The organism is Corynebacterium hylobatis (assembly GCF_003955685.1).
Taxonomy (GTDB): domain Bacteria; phylum Actinomycetota; class Actinomycetes; order Mycobacteriales; family Mycobacteriaceae; genus Corynebacterium; species Corynebacterium hylobatis.
In genome coordinates this window covers 1-16,987 of sequence record NZ_RXHJ01000012.1, presented here as the reverse complement: position 1 = coordinate 16,987, position 16,987 = coordinate 1, and the positions used below count along the sequence as shown (strand labels likewise).

Here is a 16,987-nt window from a genome sequence, read left to right as displayed (position 1 = left end):
CCTGCTCGAGGGCGGGGCGGATCTGCGCGTGGTCCAGGAGATGCTGGGGCACTCCTCCCTGCAGACCACCCAGATCTACACGCACGTCTCCGCCGAACGGCTGAAGCAGGTCTACAGACAGGCCCACCCACGGGCCTGAGCCTCAGGAGGGGTTCGGTTTGAGGCGGATGGTCGGCAGCTCCAGCAGGGAGAGCGGGTTGAGGTAGTCGCCGGGTCCGGTGCGCGCGCCCCAGTGCAGCCCCGGCCAGCCGTCGGTGGGGTGCCCCAGGGTTCCGATGACCCCGCCCTCGTGGACCGCATCCCCCTGGGCCATCCGGGCGTGGACCGGCTGGTAGGTGGTACGGATGCCGTCCGCGTGGTCGATGGAGACCGTCGGGGTGCCCGCCACGACACCGGCGAAGGTGACCGTGCCGTCACCGGCGGCGAGGACCGGTGCGCCCACGGGCAGGTCCAGGTCGACACCGCGGTGGCCGGGCAGCCAGTTGTGCTCGGGCCGGTCGAAGGCCCGCAGCACGTGGCTGACCTCCGGGGAGCCGGTGGCGGGGGAGACGTAGGCCTCCGCTGCGGGAGGGTTGAGCAGCAGCAGGACGGTGAGGAGGACAGTGAGCCGGCGCATGTCTGCAGATGCTAGGTGGGGTGGGGGAGGAAGGGGTGTCGATAAGCGGGGGCCTGTGGATGGTGTGACGGGTGTGGCCTGCCTGTGGACAGGCCGGCGATTCGTTTTGGCAGGCGGCGCGCAGGGGGCTAAGATTGGCGTCAGCAGTGTGCCCTCACCGGGGTGCACTGACTACGCGCGGCGGGGAAAACCGACGTCGACCTGGTCCCGGACATCCGGGTGTCGGCGTGGCCACGTCGCTAGGGTGCAGGACAAAAACCTGCACGCACGATCCAAAACCGAAACTACAAGAAAGTGAGCGTGACATGGCAGTTGTAACCATGCGCGAGCTTCTCGACGCCGGTGTCCACTTCGGCCACCAGACCCGTCGCTGGAACCCGAAGATGCGTCGTTTCATCTTCACCGACCGCAACGGCATCTACATCATTGACCTGCAGCAGACCCTGACCTACATCGACGCAGCGTTCGAGTTCGTCAAGGAGACCGTCGCCCACGGCGGCACCATCCTGTTCGTCGGCACCAAGAAGCAGGCCCAGGAGGCCGTGCAGACCGAGGCCGAGCGCGTCGGTATGCCCTACGTCAACCACCGTTGGCTCGGCGGCATGCTCACCAACTTCCAGACCGTCTCCAAGCGCCTGCACCGCCTCAAGGAGCTGCAGGCCATGGACGCAGCGGAGGACGGCTACGAGGGTCGCACCAAGAAGGAGACCCTCATGCTCACCCGCGAGCGCACCAAGCTGGAGCGCGTCCTGGGTGGCATCGCCGAGATGACCCGCATCCCGTCCGCTCTCTGGGTGATCGACACCAACAAGGAGCACATCGCGGTCAGCGAGGCCCACAAGCTCAACATCCCGGTTGTCGCCATCCTGGACACCAACTGCGACCCGGATGTTGTCCAGTGGCCCGTCCCGGGCAACGATGACGCCATCCGTTCCACCGCCCTGCTGTCCCGCGTGATCTCCACCGCAGTGGAGGAGGGCAAGAAGTCCCGCGAGGAGCGTGCCCTGGCCGCTTCCCGCGAGGCTGCCGGTGACACCGAGGAGAAGGCCGCCGCTGACGCGGAGAAGGCCGCCGAGGCTACCGCCACCGAGGCTCCGGCTGAGACCGCCACCGAGGCTCCGGCTGAGACCGCCACCGAGGCTCCGGCTGAGACCGCTGCCGCTGAGGCCACCGAGAACTAAACCGGGCCACGGCCTGAAAACTCTAGGCCCCCGTCGGTCGTGTACACGGCGGGGGCCTTAACCATCGACTACGCTCTGTGAACGATAACCGTTCCGATACGAGGAGGATCGCCCCGACTATGGCGAACTACACTGCTGCAGACGTCAAGAAGCTCCGCGAGCTCACCGGCTCCGGAATGCTCGACTGCAAGAAGGCTCTGGAGGAGGCCGACGGCGACTTCGACAAGGCCGTTGAGATCCTGCGCATCAAGGGTGCGAAGGACGTGGGCAAGCGCGCCGAGCGCTCCGCTTCCGAGGGCCTGATCGCCGTCTCCGGCAACACCATGGTGGAGATCAACTCCGAGACTGACTTCGTGGCCAAGAACTCCGAGTTCATCGCCTTCGCCGCGAAGATCGCCGAGGCCGCTGCCGCCGCCAAGGCCAACTCCCAGGAGGAGCTGGCTGCCGTGGACGTTGACGGCCAGACCGCCCACGACGCTCTCCAGGAGTTCTCCGCCAAGATCGGCGAGAAGCTCGAGCTGCGTCGCGCGGCCACCGTTGAGGGCGACAAGGTCGCCGTGTACCTGCACCAGCGTTCCGCTGACCTGCCCCCGGCAGTCGGCGTCCTGGTCGCCTACACCGGTGAGGGCGCAGAGGCCGAGGCCGCAGCCAAGGCCGCCGCCATGCAGGTTGCCGCCCTCCGGGCCGGCTACCTCACCCGCGAGGACGTTCCGGCTGAGATCGTGGAGAAGGAGCGCTCCATCGCCGAGCAGATCACCCGCGAAGAAGGCAAGCCGGAGCAGGCCATCCCGAAGATCGTCGAGGGTCGCCTGCAGGGCTTCTACAAGGACGTCGTCCTCCTGGAGCAGGCCTCTGTCGCCGACTCCAAGAAGACCGTCAAGCAGCTCATGGATGAGGCCGGCATCACGCTGACCGCCTTCCAGCGCTTCGAGGTCGGCCAGGCCTAAGGCCCGCCCGAGTGCACCGGTGACCGCCGTGCCCCCGCTTCCCGGGGGCACGGCGGTCACTGCTTTCCGGGTGGGCGCGTTCGAATACCGGGGGAGGGCGGGTACGGGATAGGATGGATCCGATTCTGATGCCCCCCACGCCGACCCGAAGGAGATTCCCCGGTGACCACTGCTGAAAGCACCACCCCGAAGAGGACCAGCTATAAACGGGTCATGCTGAAGCTGGGGGGTGAGATGTTCGGCGGCGGAAACGTCGGCATCGACCCGGATGTCGTTGAGAACGTGGCCCGCCAGATCGCCGAGGTCGCCCGCACCGGCGCGGAGATCGCCGTGGTCATCGGCGGCGGCAACTTCTTCCGCGGGGCAGAGCTGCAGCAGCGCGGCATGGACCGCGCCCGCTCTGATTACATGGGCATGCTCGGTACGGTGATGAACTGCCTGGCACTGCAGGACTTCCTGCAGCAGCAGGGCATCGACTGCCGTGTGCAGACCGCCATCAACATGGCTCAGGTCGCTGAGCCCTACCTGCCGCTGCGGGCCGTCCGCCACCTGGAGAAGGGGCGTGTGGTCATCTTCGGTGCCGGCATGGGCATGCCGTACTTCTCCACCGACACCACGGCCGCGCAGCGTGCCCTGGAAATCGGCTGTGACGTGCTCTTCCTGGCCAAGGGTGTTGACGGTGTCTACTCCGACGACCCGCGCACCAACCCGGAGGCGGAGCTCTACACGGAGATCACCCCGCGGGAGGTCATCGAGCAGGGCCTGAAGGTCGCCGACGCGACGGCCTTCTCCCTGTGCATGGACAATGAGATGCCGATCCTGGTGTTCAACCTGCTCACCGAGGGCAACATCGCCCGTGCGGTGTCGGGGGAGCGGATCGGCACGCTGGTCCAGTCCTAGGGGCTCTCCTGGTAGATTGATGCAGGATAAGCCCTGCGCAGTACCTTCAACAGCAACAGAAAAGGATAACGCCTCATGATCGACGAGATCCTCCTCGAGTCCGAGGAGCGCATGACCCACACTGTGGAGCACACCCGCGAGGACCTGACCACGATCCGTACGGGACGTGCCAACCCCGCCATGTTCAACGGTGTCATCGCCGAGTACTACGGTGTGCCCACCCCGATCACCCAGATGGCGACCATTTCGGTGCCGGAGCCGCGCATGCTCATCATCAAGCCCTACGAGATGAACGTCATGGGTGACATCGAGAAGGCCATCCGCAACTCGGATCTCGGCGTCAACCCCACCAACGACGGCCAGGTTCTGCGCGTGACCATCCCGCAGCTGACCGAGGAACGCCGCCGCGACATGGTCAAGGTCGCCAAGGGCAAGGGCGAGGACGGTAAGATCGCCGTCCGCAACATCCGCCGCAAGGGTATGGAGCAGCTGAAGAAGCTCCAGAAGGACGGCGACGCCGGCGAGGACGAGATCCAGACCGCGGAGAAGGAACTCGACAAGGTCACCCAGGGCTATATCGCCCAGATCGATGAGCTGGTCACCCGCAAGGAGACGGAGCTGATGGAGGTCTAGACCTCCGCTGCTTCTCGACGTCCCCCCTTTTTATCCCCACCCATCCCAGGAGGCTCCAGGTGAGCGACGCAAGGCGCCTTGCTCCGGCGGGCCACCTGCCGAAACCGAAGAATAACCCCGGCCGCAACCTGCCGGTGGCCATCGCCGTCGGCGCGTTCCTCGGGGCACTGGTGCTGCTGGCGGTGTGGATCGGCCCGGCGGGCTGGTACCCGCTGGTGGCCGCCGCGGTGGCGGTGGCGACGTGGGAGGTCGTATCCCGGCTGCAGGAGCGCAGCTACCATATTCCCCTGGTGCCCATGATCCTGCTGGGCCAGCTCATGGTGTGGATGTCCTGGCCCTTCGGGACGAAGGGGCTGGTGGCAGCCTTCGTCACGGCGGTGCTGGTGGCCATGTTCGGGCGGCTGTTCTACCACGGCCGCACCACGCCACCGCAGAACTACCTGCGGGACACGTCGATGGCGATTTTCGTGCTCACGTGGATCCCGCTGTTCGCCTCCTTCGCGGCGATGCTCTCCCTCATCTCCGGCGACGGGGTACCGGGCGGGCTGTACATCATCACGTTCATGCTGTGTGTCGTCGCCTCGGACACGGGTGGGTTCATCGCCGGCGTCATGTTCGGCTCGCACCCCATGGCCCCGGCCGTCAGCCCGAAGAAGTCCTGGGAGGGCTTCGCGGGTTCCGTCGTGGGCGGTTCACTCACCGGTGCCCTCACCGTGTCCCTGCTGCTGCAGCACCAGTGGTGGGTGGGGGCGGTCATGGGCGTCGGCCTAGTGGTCTGCGCGACGCTCGGTGACCTGGTGGAGTCCCAGTTCAAACGCGAGCTGAGCATCAAGGACATGTCGAATCTGCTGCCCGCCCACGGTGGCCTCATGGACCGTCTCGACGGCATGCTGCCCTCCGCGATGGTGACCTGGCTGGTGCTGAGCTTCCTGGGTAACTAGCCCTTGCGCTGTTTGCGCACCTGACGGCGCAGTTCCAGCATGCGTACCCCACCGACCAGCGCCATGATCAGCGCGCCGGTGATCGCGGAGAACAGGTAGCCGATGCCGGCGGGGAACTGGAAGGTCCACGACAGCAGGTTCAGTTCCACCTGCTGCTGGTTCTGCAGGATGAACACCAGCAGGGCGATGAGCAGCAGCGCACCGACGATCAGTGCCGCCCACGTCCCGCCCGCCAGGGTCTTCTTCACCTCAGGTTTGGCGGGCTTGGGGTGTTTCTTCGGCTGGACGGGTTCCGACACAGTGGCGGGCAGATTCGCCGTCTCCGGCTCCTCCGCGAGGATGTCCCGGTATTCGTCAAGGTGCTCGGTCGGAGGCTCATTGCGGACCGCCGGGGTGGGCTCGTGGACGGGGTCATTCCCGTGCTGCGCATTGGAACGTGTCATATCCCCATTCAACGCTGGTCCTGCGAGCTTCGCCACGCCACCAGCTAACAACTGGGTGAATAATTGGGAGAAACAGGCCCCGACATGCAAGGATGGGAAACATTATGGCCGTACCTGTGACCCTCCAGTTCTCCGCCCCCAAGCGCGGTATGCCGCCCACCCACTTCGCCGATCTCAGCCCTGAGGAGCGCGTCGAGCGCATCACAGCACTCGGGCTGCCCAAATTCCGCGCCGACCAGATCGCCCGCCACTACTACGGGCGTTTCGAGGCCGACCCCTCCACCATGACCGACCTGCCCGCCGCTGCCCGCGAGGCGGTGGCTGCGGAGCTCTTCCCGACCCTGCTCAGCCCCGTGCGCAGCATCGAGACCGATGACGGGGAGACCACCAAATCGCTGTGGCGCCTCAACGACGGCACACTGCTCGAGTCGGTGCTCATGCGCTACCCGGACCGGGCGACGCTGTGCATCTCCTCCCAGGCCGGCTGCGGCATGGCCTGCCCGTTCTGCGCCACCGGCCAGGGTGGACTGGACCGTAACCTCTCCACTGCGGAGATCGTCGACCAGGTCCGTGCCGCGGCCGGTGCCATGGAGGCAGAGGGCTCACGCCTGACCAACATCGTCTTCATGGGCATGGGTGAGCCGCTGGCCAACTACAAGCGGGTGGTCTCCGCGGTCCGGCAGATCACCCAGCCCTCCCCGCAGGGCTTCGGCATCTCCCAGCGCAATGTGACCGTGTCCACCGTCGGCCTGGCGCCGGCGATCCGGAGACTCGCGGACGAGGACATGTCCGTGCGCCTGGCCGTCTCCCTGCACACCCCCGACGATGAGCTGCGCGACACCCTCGTGCCCATCAACAACCGGTTCTCCGTGCAGGAGGTGCTCGACGCCACCAGCTACTACGCCGAGAAGTCCGGCCGTCGCGTGTCCATCGAGTACGCCCTGATCCGTGATATCAACGACCAGGGCTGGCGCGCCGACATGCTGGGCAAGAAGCTGCACAAGGCGCTCGGCTCCAAGGTGCACGTCAACCTCATCCCGCTCAACCCGACCCCGGGCTCGAAGTGGGACGCCTCCCCCAGGGAGCGCCAGGAAGAGTTCGTCCGCCGTGTCGCCGCCCAGGGTGTGCCCTGCACCGTGCGTGACACCCGTGGCCAGGAGATCGCGGCGGCCTGTGGCCAGCTCGCCGCCGAGGAGAAGTAACTACCTGAGCCGGGCCACAAGCGATGCACTGCGGTGTGACCCGGCCCGAGTCTCATCGGGCACTGCCTACCGCGATGATCAACAGACCAGTGAGCGTGGATATGGATCTGTCGAAAAGCTGCTGAAAGATGACGGCGATTCTTCACCACCGTCGCCAATGCAGGTGCAGGGTTCAGCGGGATCTGGGGCGACGTGCCTCTACCGCCTCGTTGAGTTCCGCCAGGGAGAGATCCCCGTGTACAGCGGCGCCGGCCATGGTGCCCGATGCGGCTGATGCAGTCACCATTGCCATTGTCTGGCTGGCATTGCCAGCGGCCCATACGCCCGGAACATCGGTCAGACCGTTGGGTGCTGTAGGGATCTACTTACCGAAAGGAGTTGATTCAGCTGCTCCTCCGAGCAACTCATAGAGTTCGGTTCTGGAGTTGAATCGAGGGGTGACGACAACTGCATTGACCTCCAGTGTCCGGCCATCTGCGATCTCAATTCCCTGCACCACAGGGCCGTCCATCGCGAGTCGCTCGACTCGCGGCCGCACAACTTCGATGCCCAGCGCTGCAAGCTGTTCCCACTGCTCTTCGCTGGGATCGGGTGCTTCGTGGAGGAACATGGTCACCCTGTCGCTGAGCTGAGCGAACAGCATTGCCTGGTGAATGGTCACTTCGTCGCGGATGAGGATTGCGATGTGCTGGTCGCGCACTTCCCAGCCGTGGCAGAAGGGGCAGTGAAGCACTGTTCGGCCCCATCCTGCATCGATTCCGGGAATGCCAGGAAGATCATCGACCAGTCCGGTCGCGAGGATGATCCGGACACCGTAGGATATGGCCTCCGCATGCCCCCGGGCAACCAGTTCAACCGGCGCTACGCCTTCCTGCCCGAGCACGTTATGCGCTCCACTTGCGGGTGCATTGCGTGGTTCTCCAGCATCAACCACCACGACCCTGCGGCGAGCCCGGCAACACCACCGCCCACCACTGCAACGTCTGCTTCGGAGCTCTCGGGGCGGCCCTCCGTACCAGCCCCCGGAAACCCTCGGATGCCCGGGTCGACTGGAGGGGTCGAGATCGTGGGCTACGGGCGGGCCGCGATCCACACCCCCCGACCAGCGCTGAAGGAAATCTCCGATTTTCCTGTCTTAACAGCATTGATCGCCGCGTCAATGACCGCAAGGTTTTCGGCGCTCAGGTCGGAGGTAAGTCGCTCCCGCTGCGAACGCAACTGCATCTCCAGATATCGGGCGCCGTCAATGGTGTCAGCCCGCGCAGAGAATTCCTTCTCCTGGTATTCAACAGCGGTAAATCCCGCCTGCTCCAGGAGCTTCGACCAGTCCCGAGTTCCGTGCGCGCTATGTGCGGATAACCCGTGCGTCATACTTTCCTGCAGGCTGGTGCGTCCGCTGCCGAGATCGGATGGAGTGAAGGTACCGGGGCCGGTCAGCTCAGTGAGGACGAACACTCCGCCAGGTTTCAGCGTCGTGAACACTCGTTTTAGGGCCGCGGCGGGATCGCTGAGGTGGTGGAGTGACAGTGATGCCCAGGCGAGGTCAACACCCTGCGGAGCTTCCTTCGACCAGTCGTCATTCAGGTCAACCCGATGACCCACGATCTGATCTGCGAGGCCCGATGCTGCTGCTGTCGATTCGACGCGTTCGAGGAGCGCCGCAGAGACATCGAGTGCATGGATCCGGGCCGTGGGGAAGTATTCCGCTAAGGCGACCGCGTCTGATCCGGTGCCCGATCCGATGTCAATGATGGTGGACGGCGGTGTACGCAACGCGAGAGCTGCCTGTTCGAGAGTCTCCCGCCGCATCGATTCATTCAAGCGCGATTCCAACTCGAGACGATCGATAAAAGCTGCGGGAAGATCGTGCCAGGGTTCCCGGTCCGGGTGGTGGTGATGGTGTGTCATAGGCAAACTGTAACCGAGAATCCCTCAAATCGGATACGCTCTTGCGTATGGTGCAAGAAGATACGGAATTGATCGTCCGCCAGCGCATTCGCGGTCTACGCCTGGCTCGTAATTGGACGCTTGATGCGCTCGCCTCGCGCTGCCACCTCTCACCATCGACTCTCAGCCGCATTGAGACTGGCCGACAGAGGCTGGGGCTCGAGCAGCTCGTGTCCATTGCGAAGGCGCTCGGTATCTCGCTGGACCAACTCGTGGAACCAGAGGGCGATGAGGATGTCGTCATTCGCCCCACGCCAGAATCGAACGGCGGAACGACGTTCTGGCTGCTTTCCCGCGAGCGTGATCGCCGGGGTGTCACCATCGCTAAAATGAGAATCACCGAAAACCGTGCAGATAATGGCCCTCAGGTTCATCCCGGATATGAGTGGTTCACTGTGCTCAGCGGCACTGTCAGGCTTCAGCTCGGCACGAGGTCGATTCTGGTGTACCCGGGCCAGGCTGTCGAGTTCTCGACAATGACTCCGCACCGACTCGAGGCACAGGGAGGGCCCGCGGAGTTGCTCACCATCCTCGATCACGGTGGCGAGCAGGCTCATCTCCCGGGCCATCGCCAGTCCTGAGAAGGAACCTCTGAACCGGAGCCCAACAGAAAAAAGCGCCCTCCCGTGAACGGGAGGGCGCTTTTCGGCGTGTCCGACTAGGAACGCTTGACGTCGAGCTCGCGCAGGTGCCGGACGCGGGCCGGGTCGATGTTCAGCGCGATCAGCTGGGAGTCGGTCAGACTGGAGTAGGCACCAGAGAGGGTCTTCTGGTCGTAGGCCCACTCGGGCTCCTTGTGACCCACCGGCTGGTTGCGGGAGGACAGGGTGCGGACCTGGTTGAGCTTCGGCTCGAAGAGGTGGATCAGCAGACCGATCGCGACCAGGGCGGCCAGAACCAGCAGCCAGATGGTCTCAACGTGGCCCTCGTGGTTACCGAAGTTGTAGCCCAGGAGGATCAACACGGAAACCCAGCCCGAAACCTGGACGGTGGTGCGGGAGAGCTCGCTCCAACCGACGGCAGCAGACGGCACATCCAGGGTGGAGGTTCCGTTGTGGACCTCGGGCACGATCTCGTGGGAAGCAGCCACGTTCTTCTCCTTCTCATGAACGTGTGCAGCACCCATCAACCGGGCGCCGGGCACGTTTCTGCGACAGTTTCTTCTCCACATATCCTTGCACATAGTTCATCCGGGTGCGAGAAGACACCCCCGTAACAAGCTGGTGACAGAATAGGGTGCGTGACTAACACGGATGATTCCCCCAGGCGCATTCTCCTTCTCGGTTCGACGGGCTCGATCGGGACCCAGGCCCTCGAGGTCGTGGCGGACAATCCCGACCTCTTCGAGGTGACCGGCATCGCCGCCGGTGGCTCGGATCCGGCGCTGATCATCACCCAGGCCCGGCAGCTGGGCCTGGGCCCGCAACAGGTCGCTGTCGCCGATGAACAGGCTGCATACACGGTGGGCCGTGAACTGGGCGGCCCGGTCATCGCCGGGCCGGACGCCGCGGAACGGCTCGTCCGGGAGGTGGCGGCCGACACCGTCCTCAACGCGTTGGTCGGTTCCCTCGGTCTGGCGGCCACGCTGGCCACGATCGAGGTCGGCGCGGTCCTGGCGCTGGCGAACAAGGAGTCCCTGGTCGCCGGAGGTGACCTGGTCATGGCGGCTGCGACACCGGGGCAGATCGTGCCCGTCGACTCGGAGCACTCCGCCATGGCCCAGTGCCTGCGCTCGGGTACCGGGGGAGAGGTCGACCGGCTGGTGCTCACCGCCAGCGGCGGGCCCTTCCGCGGCTGGGACCGCGCGCGCATGTGGGATGTCACCCCGGCGCAGGCAGCGGCGCACCCGACCTGGTCGATGGGGCAGATGAACACCCTCAACTCCGCGACGATGGTCAACAAGGGCCTGGAGCTCATCGAGGCGACCCTGCTCTTCGACATTCCTGCCGAACGCATCGACGTCACCGTCCACCCGCAGTCGATCATCCACTCCATGGTCACCTTCACCGACGGTGCCACCATTGCCCAGGCCTCCCCGCCGTCGATGAAGCTGCCCATCGCCCTGGCCATGAACTGGCCTCACCGGGTGCCACGGGCCCAGCCGGCGCTCGATTTCAGTCGGGTGCATGACTGGCGTTTTGAACCGCTTGACGGCGTGGCCTTCCCCGCGGTGCAGCTCGCGCGCGACGTCGCAAAGCAGCGCGGCACCTTCCCCGCGGTCTACAACGCCGCCAACGAGGAGGCGGCCGCCGCTTTCCTGCAGGGCCGGATCCGCTTCCCCCAGATCGTCGACACCGTTGCCGAGGTCCTCGCGGAGGCCGGGCGGTTCGCTGGTGTACCCTCTAGCGTCGACGACATTCTGGCGGTGGAGCGGGAGGCCCGGGCGCGGGCCAACGCGATCGTCAACAAGCTCTAGAGGAGATTCGTGGGCGCCTACCTGCTCGGCGTGGTCCTGTTCGCCCTCGGCATCGCGGTGACCATCGCGCTGCACGAGGCAGGCCACATGTTGACTGCCCGTGCCTTCGGCATGCGGGTCCGTCGCTACTTCATCGGCTTCGGGCCGACCGTGTTCTCGTTCAGGCGGGGGCACACCACCTACGGCCTGGCCGCGCTGCCCATCGGCGGCTTCTGCGACATCGCCGGCATGACCGCCCAGGACCCGGTCACCGCGGAGGAGGCCCCGCACGCCATGGTGAACAAACCGTGGTGGCAGCGGGTGATCGTGCTCTCCGGCGGGGTGATCACCAACGTCCTGATCGGCATCATCATCATCTACGGCATCGCGGTGAGCAGTGGCCTGCCCAACCCCGACGTCGACACCACTCCCACGGTGGGGGAGGTCAGCTGCGTGGCCGACCAGCTCGACGCCCAGACGCTGGCCACCTGCACCGGCAGCGGCCCCGCCGGGCAGGCCGGCGTCACGGTCGGCGACCGGGTGCTCGCGCTCGACGGCGAGGAACTCGCTGATTTCGGACAGCTGCGTGACAAGGTTCTCACCATGCCCGGCGAGGACGTCGTGCTCACCATCGAACGCGGCAGTGAGGTCCTGGACATCACCGTGCCGGTGGGTTCCGTCACCCGCCTGGATGCCGAGGGCCGCCCCTATACGGCGGGTGCCGTCGGCCTGACCAACGCCCCGCTGGAGAACACCATCATCAACTACGGTCCCGTCGAGGCCGTCGGCGCGACCCTCTCCTTCACCGGCACGCTGCTGGAGGGCACGGTCCAGGGGCTCATGGCCTTCCCGTCGAAGATCCCCGGCGTGGTGGCCTCCATCTTCGGTGCGGAACGCGACATGGAGGGGCCCATGAGCGTGGTGGGCGCCTCGCGTGTCGGTGGGGAACTGGTGGAGCGCTCCCTGTGGGAGATGTTCTGGCTGATGCTCGCCTCCCTGAACTTCTTCCTCGCACTGTTCAACATCGTGCCGCTGCCGCCTCTCGACGGCGGCCACATCGCCGTGGTGCTGTGGGAGAAGGTCCGTGACTTCTTCCGCCGCCTGCGCGGGTTGGCCCCGGCCGGTCCTGCGAACTACGAGAAACTGCTGCCGCTGACCTACGCGATGGCCGCCGCCCTGCTCACGGTGGGGCTGATGGTCATCGTCGCTGACGTAGTTAATCCTGTGCGCTTGTTCGGCTAGAGTATGGGGCATCCCCTGACCCGAACCCTGAGGAGAATTAAGTAACGTGTCGACCTCCATCGGACTTGGACTCCCGGCCTCCCCGCCGCCCGTTCTGGCGCCGCGCCGGAAAACCCGCCAGCTGATGGTCGGCAACGTCGGCGTCGGTTCGGACCATCCGATCTCGGTGCAGTCCATGACGACCACCAAGACCCACGACATCAACGCCACCCTCCAGCAGATCGCCCAGTTGACCGCCGCCGGCTGCGACATCGTGCGTGTCGCCTGCCCGAAGACCATCGACGCCGAGGCGCTGCCGATCATCGCGAAGAAGTCCCCGATCCCGGTGATCGCCGACATCCACTTCCAGCCGAAGTACATCTTCTCCGCCATCGACGCCGGCTGCGCCGCCGTGCGCGTCAATCCGGGCAACATCAAGGAATTCGACGGGCGCGTCAAGGAGGTCGCCAAGGCGGCCGGTGACGCGGGCATCCCCATCCGCATCGGCGTCAACGGCGGCTCCCTGGACAAGCGCATCCTGGACAAGTATCACGGCAAGGCCACCCCGGAAGCCCTCGTCGAATCCGCGCTGTGGGAGGCCGGCCTGTTCGAGGAGCACGGCTTCGGTGACATCAAGATCTCCGTCAAGCACTCCGACCCGGTCCTCATGGTCGAGGCATACCGTCAGCTCGCCGAGCAGTGCGACTACCCGCTGCACCTGGGTGTGACCGAGGCCGGCCCGAAGTTCATGGGCACCATCAAGTCTTCCGTGGCCTTCGGCGCGCTGCTCTCCCAGGGCATCGGCGACACCATCCGCGTCTCGCTGTCCGCGGACCCGGTGGAGGAGATCAAGGTCGGTGACCAGATCCTCCAGTCGATGAACCTGCGCCCCCGCAAGCTGGAGATCGTGTCCTGTCCCTCCTGCGGCCGCGCACAGGTCGACGTGTACAAGCTCGCCGAGGAGGTCACCGCCGGTCTGGAGGGCATGGAGTTCCCGCTGCGCGTCGCCGTGATGGGCTGCGTCGTCAACGGCCCCGGCGAGGCACGCGACGCCGACCTGGGCGTCGCCTCCGGCAACGGTAAGGGCCAGATCTTCGTCAAGGGTGAGGTCATCAAGACCGTGCCTGAGTCCCAGATCGTCCAGACCCTCATCGAGGAGGCCCTGCGCATCGCAGAGGAGCAGGGCCTCGAGGAGATCGAGGGCACGAAGGCGGAGGTCAAGGTCACCCAGTAGGGGCGCGCCTGGACGTCGACAAGCTCCCCGCCTGTTAACCTGCCTTCCATGACAGGGAGCGCAAGAACACTGGTGGGGATGCTGACGGCCGTGGCCACCGGGTTCGCGCTGGTCTCCTGCACGCCGAAACCGGTCGAGGCCGCACCCGTTGCCGAGGACTTCCTCGAGGCACTGGCGGCGCGTGACACGGAGACCATCGGCGAGCTCATCGACATCCCCGCCACCGCCCGGTCGGTGATCGGCTCCACGTGGGACGGCCTCCAGGCGGAATCCCTGACCACCACCCTCGGGGATGTTGATGTGCGGGAGAACATCGCCACCGCGCAGTACACCCTCGACTGGCAGCTGCCGCGCGAGCGCAGTCTCACCTACGACACCGCCCTCACCCTGACGAAGACGGGGGAGGAGTGGACCGTCCGCTGGCAGCCCACCCTCCTGCACCCGAACCTCGGCGCCAACCAGCACCTCGAGCTGCATCCCGTCCCCGCGGAACGTGCGAGCGTGGTCAGCTCCGACGGCGTGGAGATCCTCCAGCCGGGCACCATGTGGCGCGTCCTGGTCGACACCGACCAGGTCGATGATGTCCGCCCCGTAGCCGCGTCCATCGCCGCCTCCGTCAACGCCGCCCACGGCCGCGACGAAACGGTCCCGCGTATCGACGCCGCCGAACTCACCGAACAGCTCGACCGCGCCGACGGCATCTACTCCGTCACCATGGTCAACCAGGTCGAGGGCGCCCGCGTCGCCGAGGAACTCGCCGGGGTGGCGGGCGTCATCGTCAACGACGAGGCCGCCATGGTCAACCTCGACCCCTCCTTCGCCCCCGACATCATGGCGCGTGTGTCCACCATCGTCGCCGAGGATCTCGACGGTGCCAACGGCTGGCGCGTCACCGCCGTCAACGAACACGGCTCACCCATCGACGATGTCGAGTACCACCCCGCCCGGCCCGCGCCCGCCATCCGCATCGGCCTCGACCATGACATCCAGCGTGCCGCCCAGGAAGCCGTCGACCTGCGTGCCGAATCCCAGGCCATGCTCGTCGCGATCCGCCCCTCCACCGGCCAGGTGCTGGCCGTCGCCCAGACGAAGGCCGCCGACGAGAAGGGCGACGTCGCACTGTCCGGCCTGTACCCGCCCGGCTCCGTGTTCAAGATCATCACCGCCGCCGCCGGCCTGGAACGCCAAGGGCTGAACACCGGTTCCATCGTGCCCTGCCCCGGTTCGATGAACCTCTACGGACGCGTCGTCATCAACTACAACCAGTTCGCACTGGGCAACGTGCCGCTGGAACGCGCCTTCGCCTCCTCCTGCAACACCACCTTCGCCGACATCTCCACCAACCTCGCCCCCGGCGAACTCACCGAGACCGCCAAGCAGTTCGGCCTCGGCATCGACTACGACATCCCCGGACTACACACCGTCACCGGCTCCGTCCCCGTCGGTGAGACCCCGCTGGACCGCACCGAGGCCGGCTACGGTCAGGGTCTCGACCTGGCCAGCCCCTTCGGCCTCGCCCTCGTTGCCGCCACCGCCGCGAACGGTTCCACCCCCATGCCGGTGCTCATCGACGGCCACGAGACCAGCGCCAGCGAGGAGGTCCCCGCCCCGGAGCCGGAGGTCATCGACCAGGTGCGCCAGATGATGCGGTCCGTGGTCACCTCCGGCACCGCCCGCGGCATGCAGGCCTCCGGCGCGCTGTACGGCAAGACCGGTGAGGCCGAGATCAACGAAGGCTCACACGCCTGGTTCGCCGGCTACCGCGATGACGACATCGCCTTCGCCACCCTCGTCGTCCTCGGCGGCGGGTCCGAGACCGCGACCGCCATCACCGACCGCTTCTTCCTCAACCTCGACGGGATGCGCGCAGACCGCGTTCCAGTGATCGCGGGGTAGGGGACTACCATGTCAGGCATGTCGAAACGTGCCCTTCTTGTTCCCGGTAAGCCCACCCCCATCCGCTCCGTCCCGGACCACATCGAGCGTCCCGAGTACGCGTGGAAGGACACGGTCCAGGAGAACATCGGCGAGCCCTTCGTCCAGACCCCCGAGGTCATTGAGGCGCTGCGGGAGACCTCGAAGATCGCTGCCAACGCACTCAAGGAGGTCGGCAAGGCCGTCGCTCCCGGGGTGACCACCGACGAACTCGACCGCATCGCCCACGAGTACATGCTCGACCACAACGCCTACCCCTCCTCGCTGGGCTACCGCGGCTTCACCAAGTCCTGCTGCACCTCCCTCAACGAGATCGTGTGCCACGGCATCCCCGACACCACCGTCCTCGAGGACGGTGACATCGTCAACGTCGACGTCACCGCCTACAAGAACGGCGTCCACGGCGACACCAACGCCACCTTCCTCGCGGGCAATGTCTCCGAGGAGCACCGCCTGCTCGTCGAGCGCACCCAGGAAGCCATGATGCGTGGCATCCGCGCCGCCAAGCCAGGCCGCGAGGTCAACGTCATCGGCCGGGTCATCGAGTCCTACGCCAACCGCTTCGGCTACAACGTCGTCCGCGACTTCACCGGCCACGGCGTCGGCCCCACCTTCCACAACGGACTGGTGGTGCTGCACTACGACTCCATGATGTACCGCGACATCCTCGAGCCGGGCATGACCCTGACCATCGAGCCGATGATCAACCTGGGCAGCCTCGACTACACCATCTGGGACGACGACTGGACCGTGCAGAACTCGGACGGCAAGTTCACCGCCCAGTTCGAGCACACCATCGTCATCACCGAGGACGGTAACGAGATCCTCACCCTGCCGGACGAGGACTAGATAATCCTCGGGGCCCCGCTTATCGACGCCCCTCCCACCCCGGGGCACCCGCGGGGTGGACTGTGTCAGAAGGGTTGCGTGTCCTCGGGTGGATCGGGGCCGTTTTCAGCCTTGGCCTGGTTGATGGCCTCCTCGAATTCCTCCTGCGCCCGGGCACGCGCGTCCGCCCCGTGCTGGTACGCCTCGAACTCCTGGGCCGCCGCCCTCGCTGCTGCCCGTTCACTCCGGCGCTGCCGGCGTTGCGTGTAGGTCTGCACCCAGCGTTTCTCCACCGGCGCCAGGGGCCCCTCCGCATGATCCACCGCCCAGGTCCCGTCCGCGAACAGCCAGAACACATCCCCCGTGATGGGATCGAGCAGATAGTGGGCCTGGAGGTCAGTTTTGCGGTTGTGGTGGTGCCGGCACAGCATCACCATGTTCGCCGGTGTGGTGGGGCCACCCTCGTGGTGGTTGACCCGGTGGTCATTATCCCCACCGAGTGCGGGTGCGGGGCACCCGGGCCACCGGCAGCACCAGTCCCGGCCCACCAGAAACGCCCGGATC

The 16,987-nt window shown here is 66.1% G+C and carries 19 protein-coding genes; 13 read left to right on the top strand and 6 right to left on the bottom strand.

What is annotated here, in order from left to right:
* On the top strand, window positions 1–139 hold a 139-nt coding region (locus tag EAH68_RS09975), incomplete at its 5' end, for a tyrosine-type recombinase/integrase (protein ID WP_164546465.1).
* Between the two features lie 3 nt (window positions 140–142).
* On the opposite strand, the gene EAH68_RS09970 is transcribed toward EAH68_RS09975, so the two are convergent.
* Window positions 143–616, bottom strand: a complete 474-nt coding sequence (locus EAH68_RS09970) for a M23 family metallopeptidase (RefSeq protein WP_126121189.1) — start codon at window positions 614–616, stop codon at window positions 143–145.
* A 305-nt stretch (window positions 617–921) separates the two neighbouring features.
* On the opposite strand from EAH68_RS09970, the gene rpsB reads away from it, so the two are divergent.
* From rpsB to EAH68_RS09945, 5 genes are all read left to right on the top strand, one after another.
* Complete coding sequence (gene rpsB, locus EAH68_RS09965) at window positions 922–1,797, top strand: 30S ribosomal protein S2 (RefSeq protein ID WP_126121188.1); 876 nt, start codon at window positions 922–924, stop codon at window positions 1,795–1,797.
* Window positions 1,798–1,916: 119 nt separating this feature from the next.
* Entirely contained in the window at window positions 1,917–2,744 is an 828-nt protein-coding gene (tsf, locus tag EAH68_RS09960; RefSeq protein ID WP_126121187.1) for a translation elongation factor Ts, read from the top strand.
* A 213-nt stretch (window positions 2,745–2,957) separates the two neighbouring features.
* Complete coding sequence (pyrH, locus tag EAH68_RS09955; RefSeq protein WP_241228405.1) at window positions 2,958–3,644, top strand: UMP kinase; 687 nt, start codon at window positions 2,958–2,960, stop codon at window positions 3,642–3,644.
* 75 nt (window positions 3,645–3,719) lie between these two features.
* On the top strand, window positions 3,720–4,277 hold the full coding sequence (gene frr, locus EAH68_RS09950) for a ribosome recycling factor (RefSeq protein WP_126121185.1): 558 nt from the start codon (window positions 3,720–3,722) through the stop codon (window positions 4,275–4,277).
* Between the two features lie 59 nt (window positions 4,278–4,336).
* Entirely contained in the window at window positions 4,337–5,218 is an 882-nt protein-coding gene (locus EAH68_RS09945; protein ID WP_241228404.1) for a phosphatidate cytidylyltransferase, read from the top strand.
* On the opposite strand, the gene EAH68_RS14755 is transcribed toward EAH68_RS09945, so the two are convergent.
* Window positions 5,215–5,661 carry a LapA family protein gene (locus EAH68_RS14755; RefSeq protein ID WP_164546464.1) on the bottom strand — a complete coding sequence of 149 codons (447 nt, stop codon included), beginning with the start codon at window positions 5,659–5,661 and terminating at the stop codon, window positions 5,215–5,217. The two genes, EAH68_RS09945 and EAH68_RS14755, sit on opposite strands and share 4 nt — an antisense overlap.
* 104 nt (window positions 5,662–5,765) lie before the next feature.
* Between EAH68_RS14755 and rlmN the strand changes: the two genes are divergently transcribed.
* On the top strand, window positions 5,766–6,863 hold the full coding sequence (gene rlmN / locus EAH68_RS09935; protein ID WP_126121184.1) for a dual-specificity RNA methyltransferase RlmN: 1,098 nt from the start codon (window positions 5,766–5,768) through the stop codon (window positions 6,861–6,863).
* Between the two features lie 361 nt (window positions 6,864–7,224).
* On the opposite strand, the gene EAH68_RS15140 is transcribed toward rlmN, so the two are convergent.
* Both EAH68_RS15140 and EAH68_RS09925 read right to left on the bottom strand, forming a co-directional pair.
* Entirely contained in the window at window positions 7,225–7,746 is a 522-nt protein-coding gene (locus tag EAH68_RS15140; protein ID WP_369408381.1) for an NAD(P)/FAD-dependent oxidoreductase, read from the bottom strand.
* Between the two features lie 188 nt (window positions 7,747–7,934).
* Window positions 7,935–8,771 carry a class I SAM-dependent methyltransferase gene (locus EAH68_RS09925; protein ID WP_126121183.1) on the bottom strand — a complete coding sequence of 279 codons (837 nt, stop codon included), beginning with the start codon at window positions 8,769–8,771 and terminating at the stop codon, window positions 7,935–7,937.
* 47 nt (window positions 8,772–8,818) lie between these two features.
* Here EAH68_RS09925 and EAH68_RS09920 point away from each other — a divergent pair, with 47 nt between their 5' ends.
* Window positions 8,819–9,391 carry an XRE family transcriptional regulator gene (locus EAH68_RS09920; protein WP_126121182.1) on the top strand — a complete coding sequence of 191 codons (573 nt, stop codon included), beginning with the start codon at window positions 8,819–8,821 and terminating at the stop codon, window positions 9,389–9,391.
* 77 nt (window positions 9,392–9,468) lie between these two features.
* On the opposite strand, the gene EAH68_RS09915 is transcribed toward EAH68_RS09920, so the two are convergent.
* A complete protein-coding gene (locus EAH68_RS09915) occupies window positions 9,469–9,936 on the bottom strand; it encodes a DUF2631 domain-containing protein (RefSeq protein WP_126121181.1) in 468 nt (155 codons plus the stop codon).
* A 114-nt stretch (window positions 9,937–10,050) separates the two neighbouring features.
* Here EAH68_RS09915 and dxr point away from each other — a divergent pair, with 114 nt between their 5' ends.
* Genes dxr through map form a run of 5 tightly spaced genes read left to right on the top strand, consistent with a single transcriptional unit; the run spans window position 10,051 to window position 16,444 of the window.
* A complete protein-coding gene (gene dxr, locus EAH68_RS09910) occupies window positions 10,051–11,226 on the top strand; it encodes a 1-deoxy-D-xylulose-5-phosphate reductoisomerase (RefSeq protein WP_126121180.1) in 1,176 nt (391 codons plus the stop codon).
* 9 nt (window positions 11,227–11,235) lie between these two features.
* Window positions 11,236–12,447 (top strand): M50 family metallopeptidase, encoded by a 1,212-nt coding sequence (locus EAH68_RS09905; protein WP_126121179.1) that lies wholly within the window; start codon window positions 11,236–11,238, stop codon window positions 12,445–12,447.
* Window positions 12,448–12,493: 46 nt separating this feature from the next.
* The gene (ispG, locus tag EAH68_RS09900; protein WP_126121178.1) at window positions 12,494–13,660 is read left to right on the top strand and encodes a flavodoxin-dependent (E)-4-hydroxy-3-methylbut-2-enyl-diphosphate synthase; all 1,167 of its coding nucleotides are present in this window, start codon (window positions 12,494–12,496) and stop codon (window positions 13,658–13,660) included.
* 48 nt (window positions 13,661–13,708) lie between these two features.
* Window positions 13,709–15,556 carry a penicillin-binding transpeptidase domain-containing protein gene (locus EAH68_RS09895; protein WP_206436393.1) on the top strand — a complete coding sequence of 616 codons (1,848 nt, stop codon included), beginning with the start codon at window positions 13,709–13,711 and terminating at the stop codon, window positions 15,554–15,556.
* Window positions 15,557–15,574: 18 nt separating this feature from the next.
* Window positions 15,575–16,444: a type I methionyl aminopeptidase gene (gene map / locus EAH68_RS09890; RefSeq protein WP_126121177.1), complete on the top strand. Its 870-nt coding sequence runs from the start codon at window positions 15,575–15,577 to the stop codon at window positions 16,442–16,444.
* Window positions 16,445–16,509: 65 nt separating this feature from the next.
* Here the strand turns inward: map and EAH68_RS09885 are convergent.
* The coding region (locus tag EAH68_RS09885; RefSeq protein WP_164546463.1) for an HNH endonuclease signature motif containing protein at window positions 16,510–16,987 on the bottom strand (478 nt) is incomplete at its 5' end.

Excerpts from the sequence above, each read along its gene's own strand:
- frr (WP_126121185.1), top strand. The coding sequence starts at position 3,720 with ATGATCGACGAGATCCTCCTCGAGTCCGAGGAGCGCATGACCCACACT.
- pyrH (WP_241228405.1), top strand. The coding sequence starts at position 2,958 with ATGCTGAAGCTGGGGGGTGAGATGTTCGGCGGCGGAAACGTCGGCATC.
- EAH68_RS09895 (WP_206436393.1), top strand. The coding sequence starts at position 13,709 with ATGACAGGGAGCGCAAGAACACTGGTGGGGATGCTGACGGCCGTGGCC.
- EAH68_RS09915 (WP_126121181.1), bottom strand. The coding sequence starts at position 9,936 with ATGGGTGCTGCACACGTTCATGAGAAGGAGAAGAACGTGGCTGCTTCC.
- EAH68_RS09970 (WP_126121189.1), bottom strand. The coding sequence starts at position 616 with ATGCGCCGGCTCACTGTCCTCCTCACCGTCCTGCTGCTGCTCAACCCT.
- EAH68_RS14755 (WP_164546464.1), bottom strand. The coding sequence starts at position 5,661 with ATGACACGTTCCAATGCGCAGCACGGGAATGACCCCGTCCACGAGCCC.
- EAH68_RS09925 (WP_126121183.1), bottom strand. The coding sequence starts at position 8,771 with ATGACACACCATCACCACCACCCGGACCGGGAACCCTGGCACGATCTT.
- tsf (WP_126121187.1), top strand. The coding sequence starts at position 1,917 with ATGGCGAACTACACTGCTGCAGACGTCAAGAAGCTCCGCGAGCTCACC.
- map (WP_126121177.1), top strand. The coding sequence starts at position 15,575 with ATGTCGAAACGTGCCCTTCTTGTTCCCGGTAAGCCCACCCCCATCCGC.
- rpsB (WP_126121188.1), top strand. The coding sequence starts at position 922 with ATGGCAGTTGTAACCATGCGCGAGCTTCTCGACGCCGGTGTCCACTTC.
- EAH68_RS09920 (WP_126121182.1), top strand. The coding sequence starts at position 8,819 with ATGGTGCAAGAAGATACGGAATTGATCGTCCGCCAGCGCATTCGCGGT.
- rlmN (WP_126121184.1), top strand. The coding sequence starts at position 5,766 with ATGGCCGTACCTGTGACCCTCCAGTTCTCCGCCCCCAAGCGCGGTATG.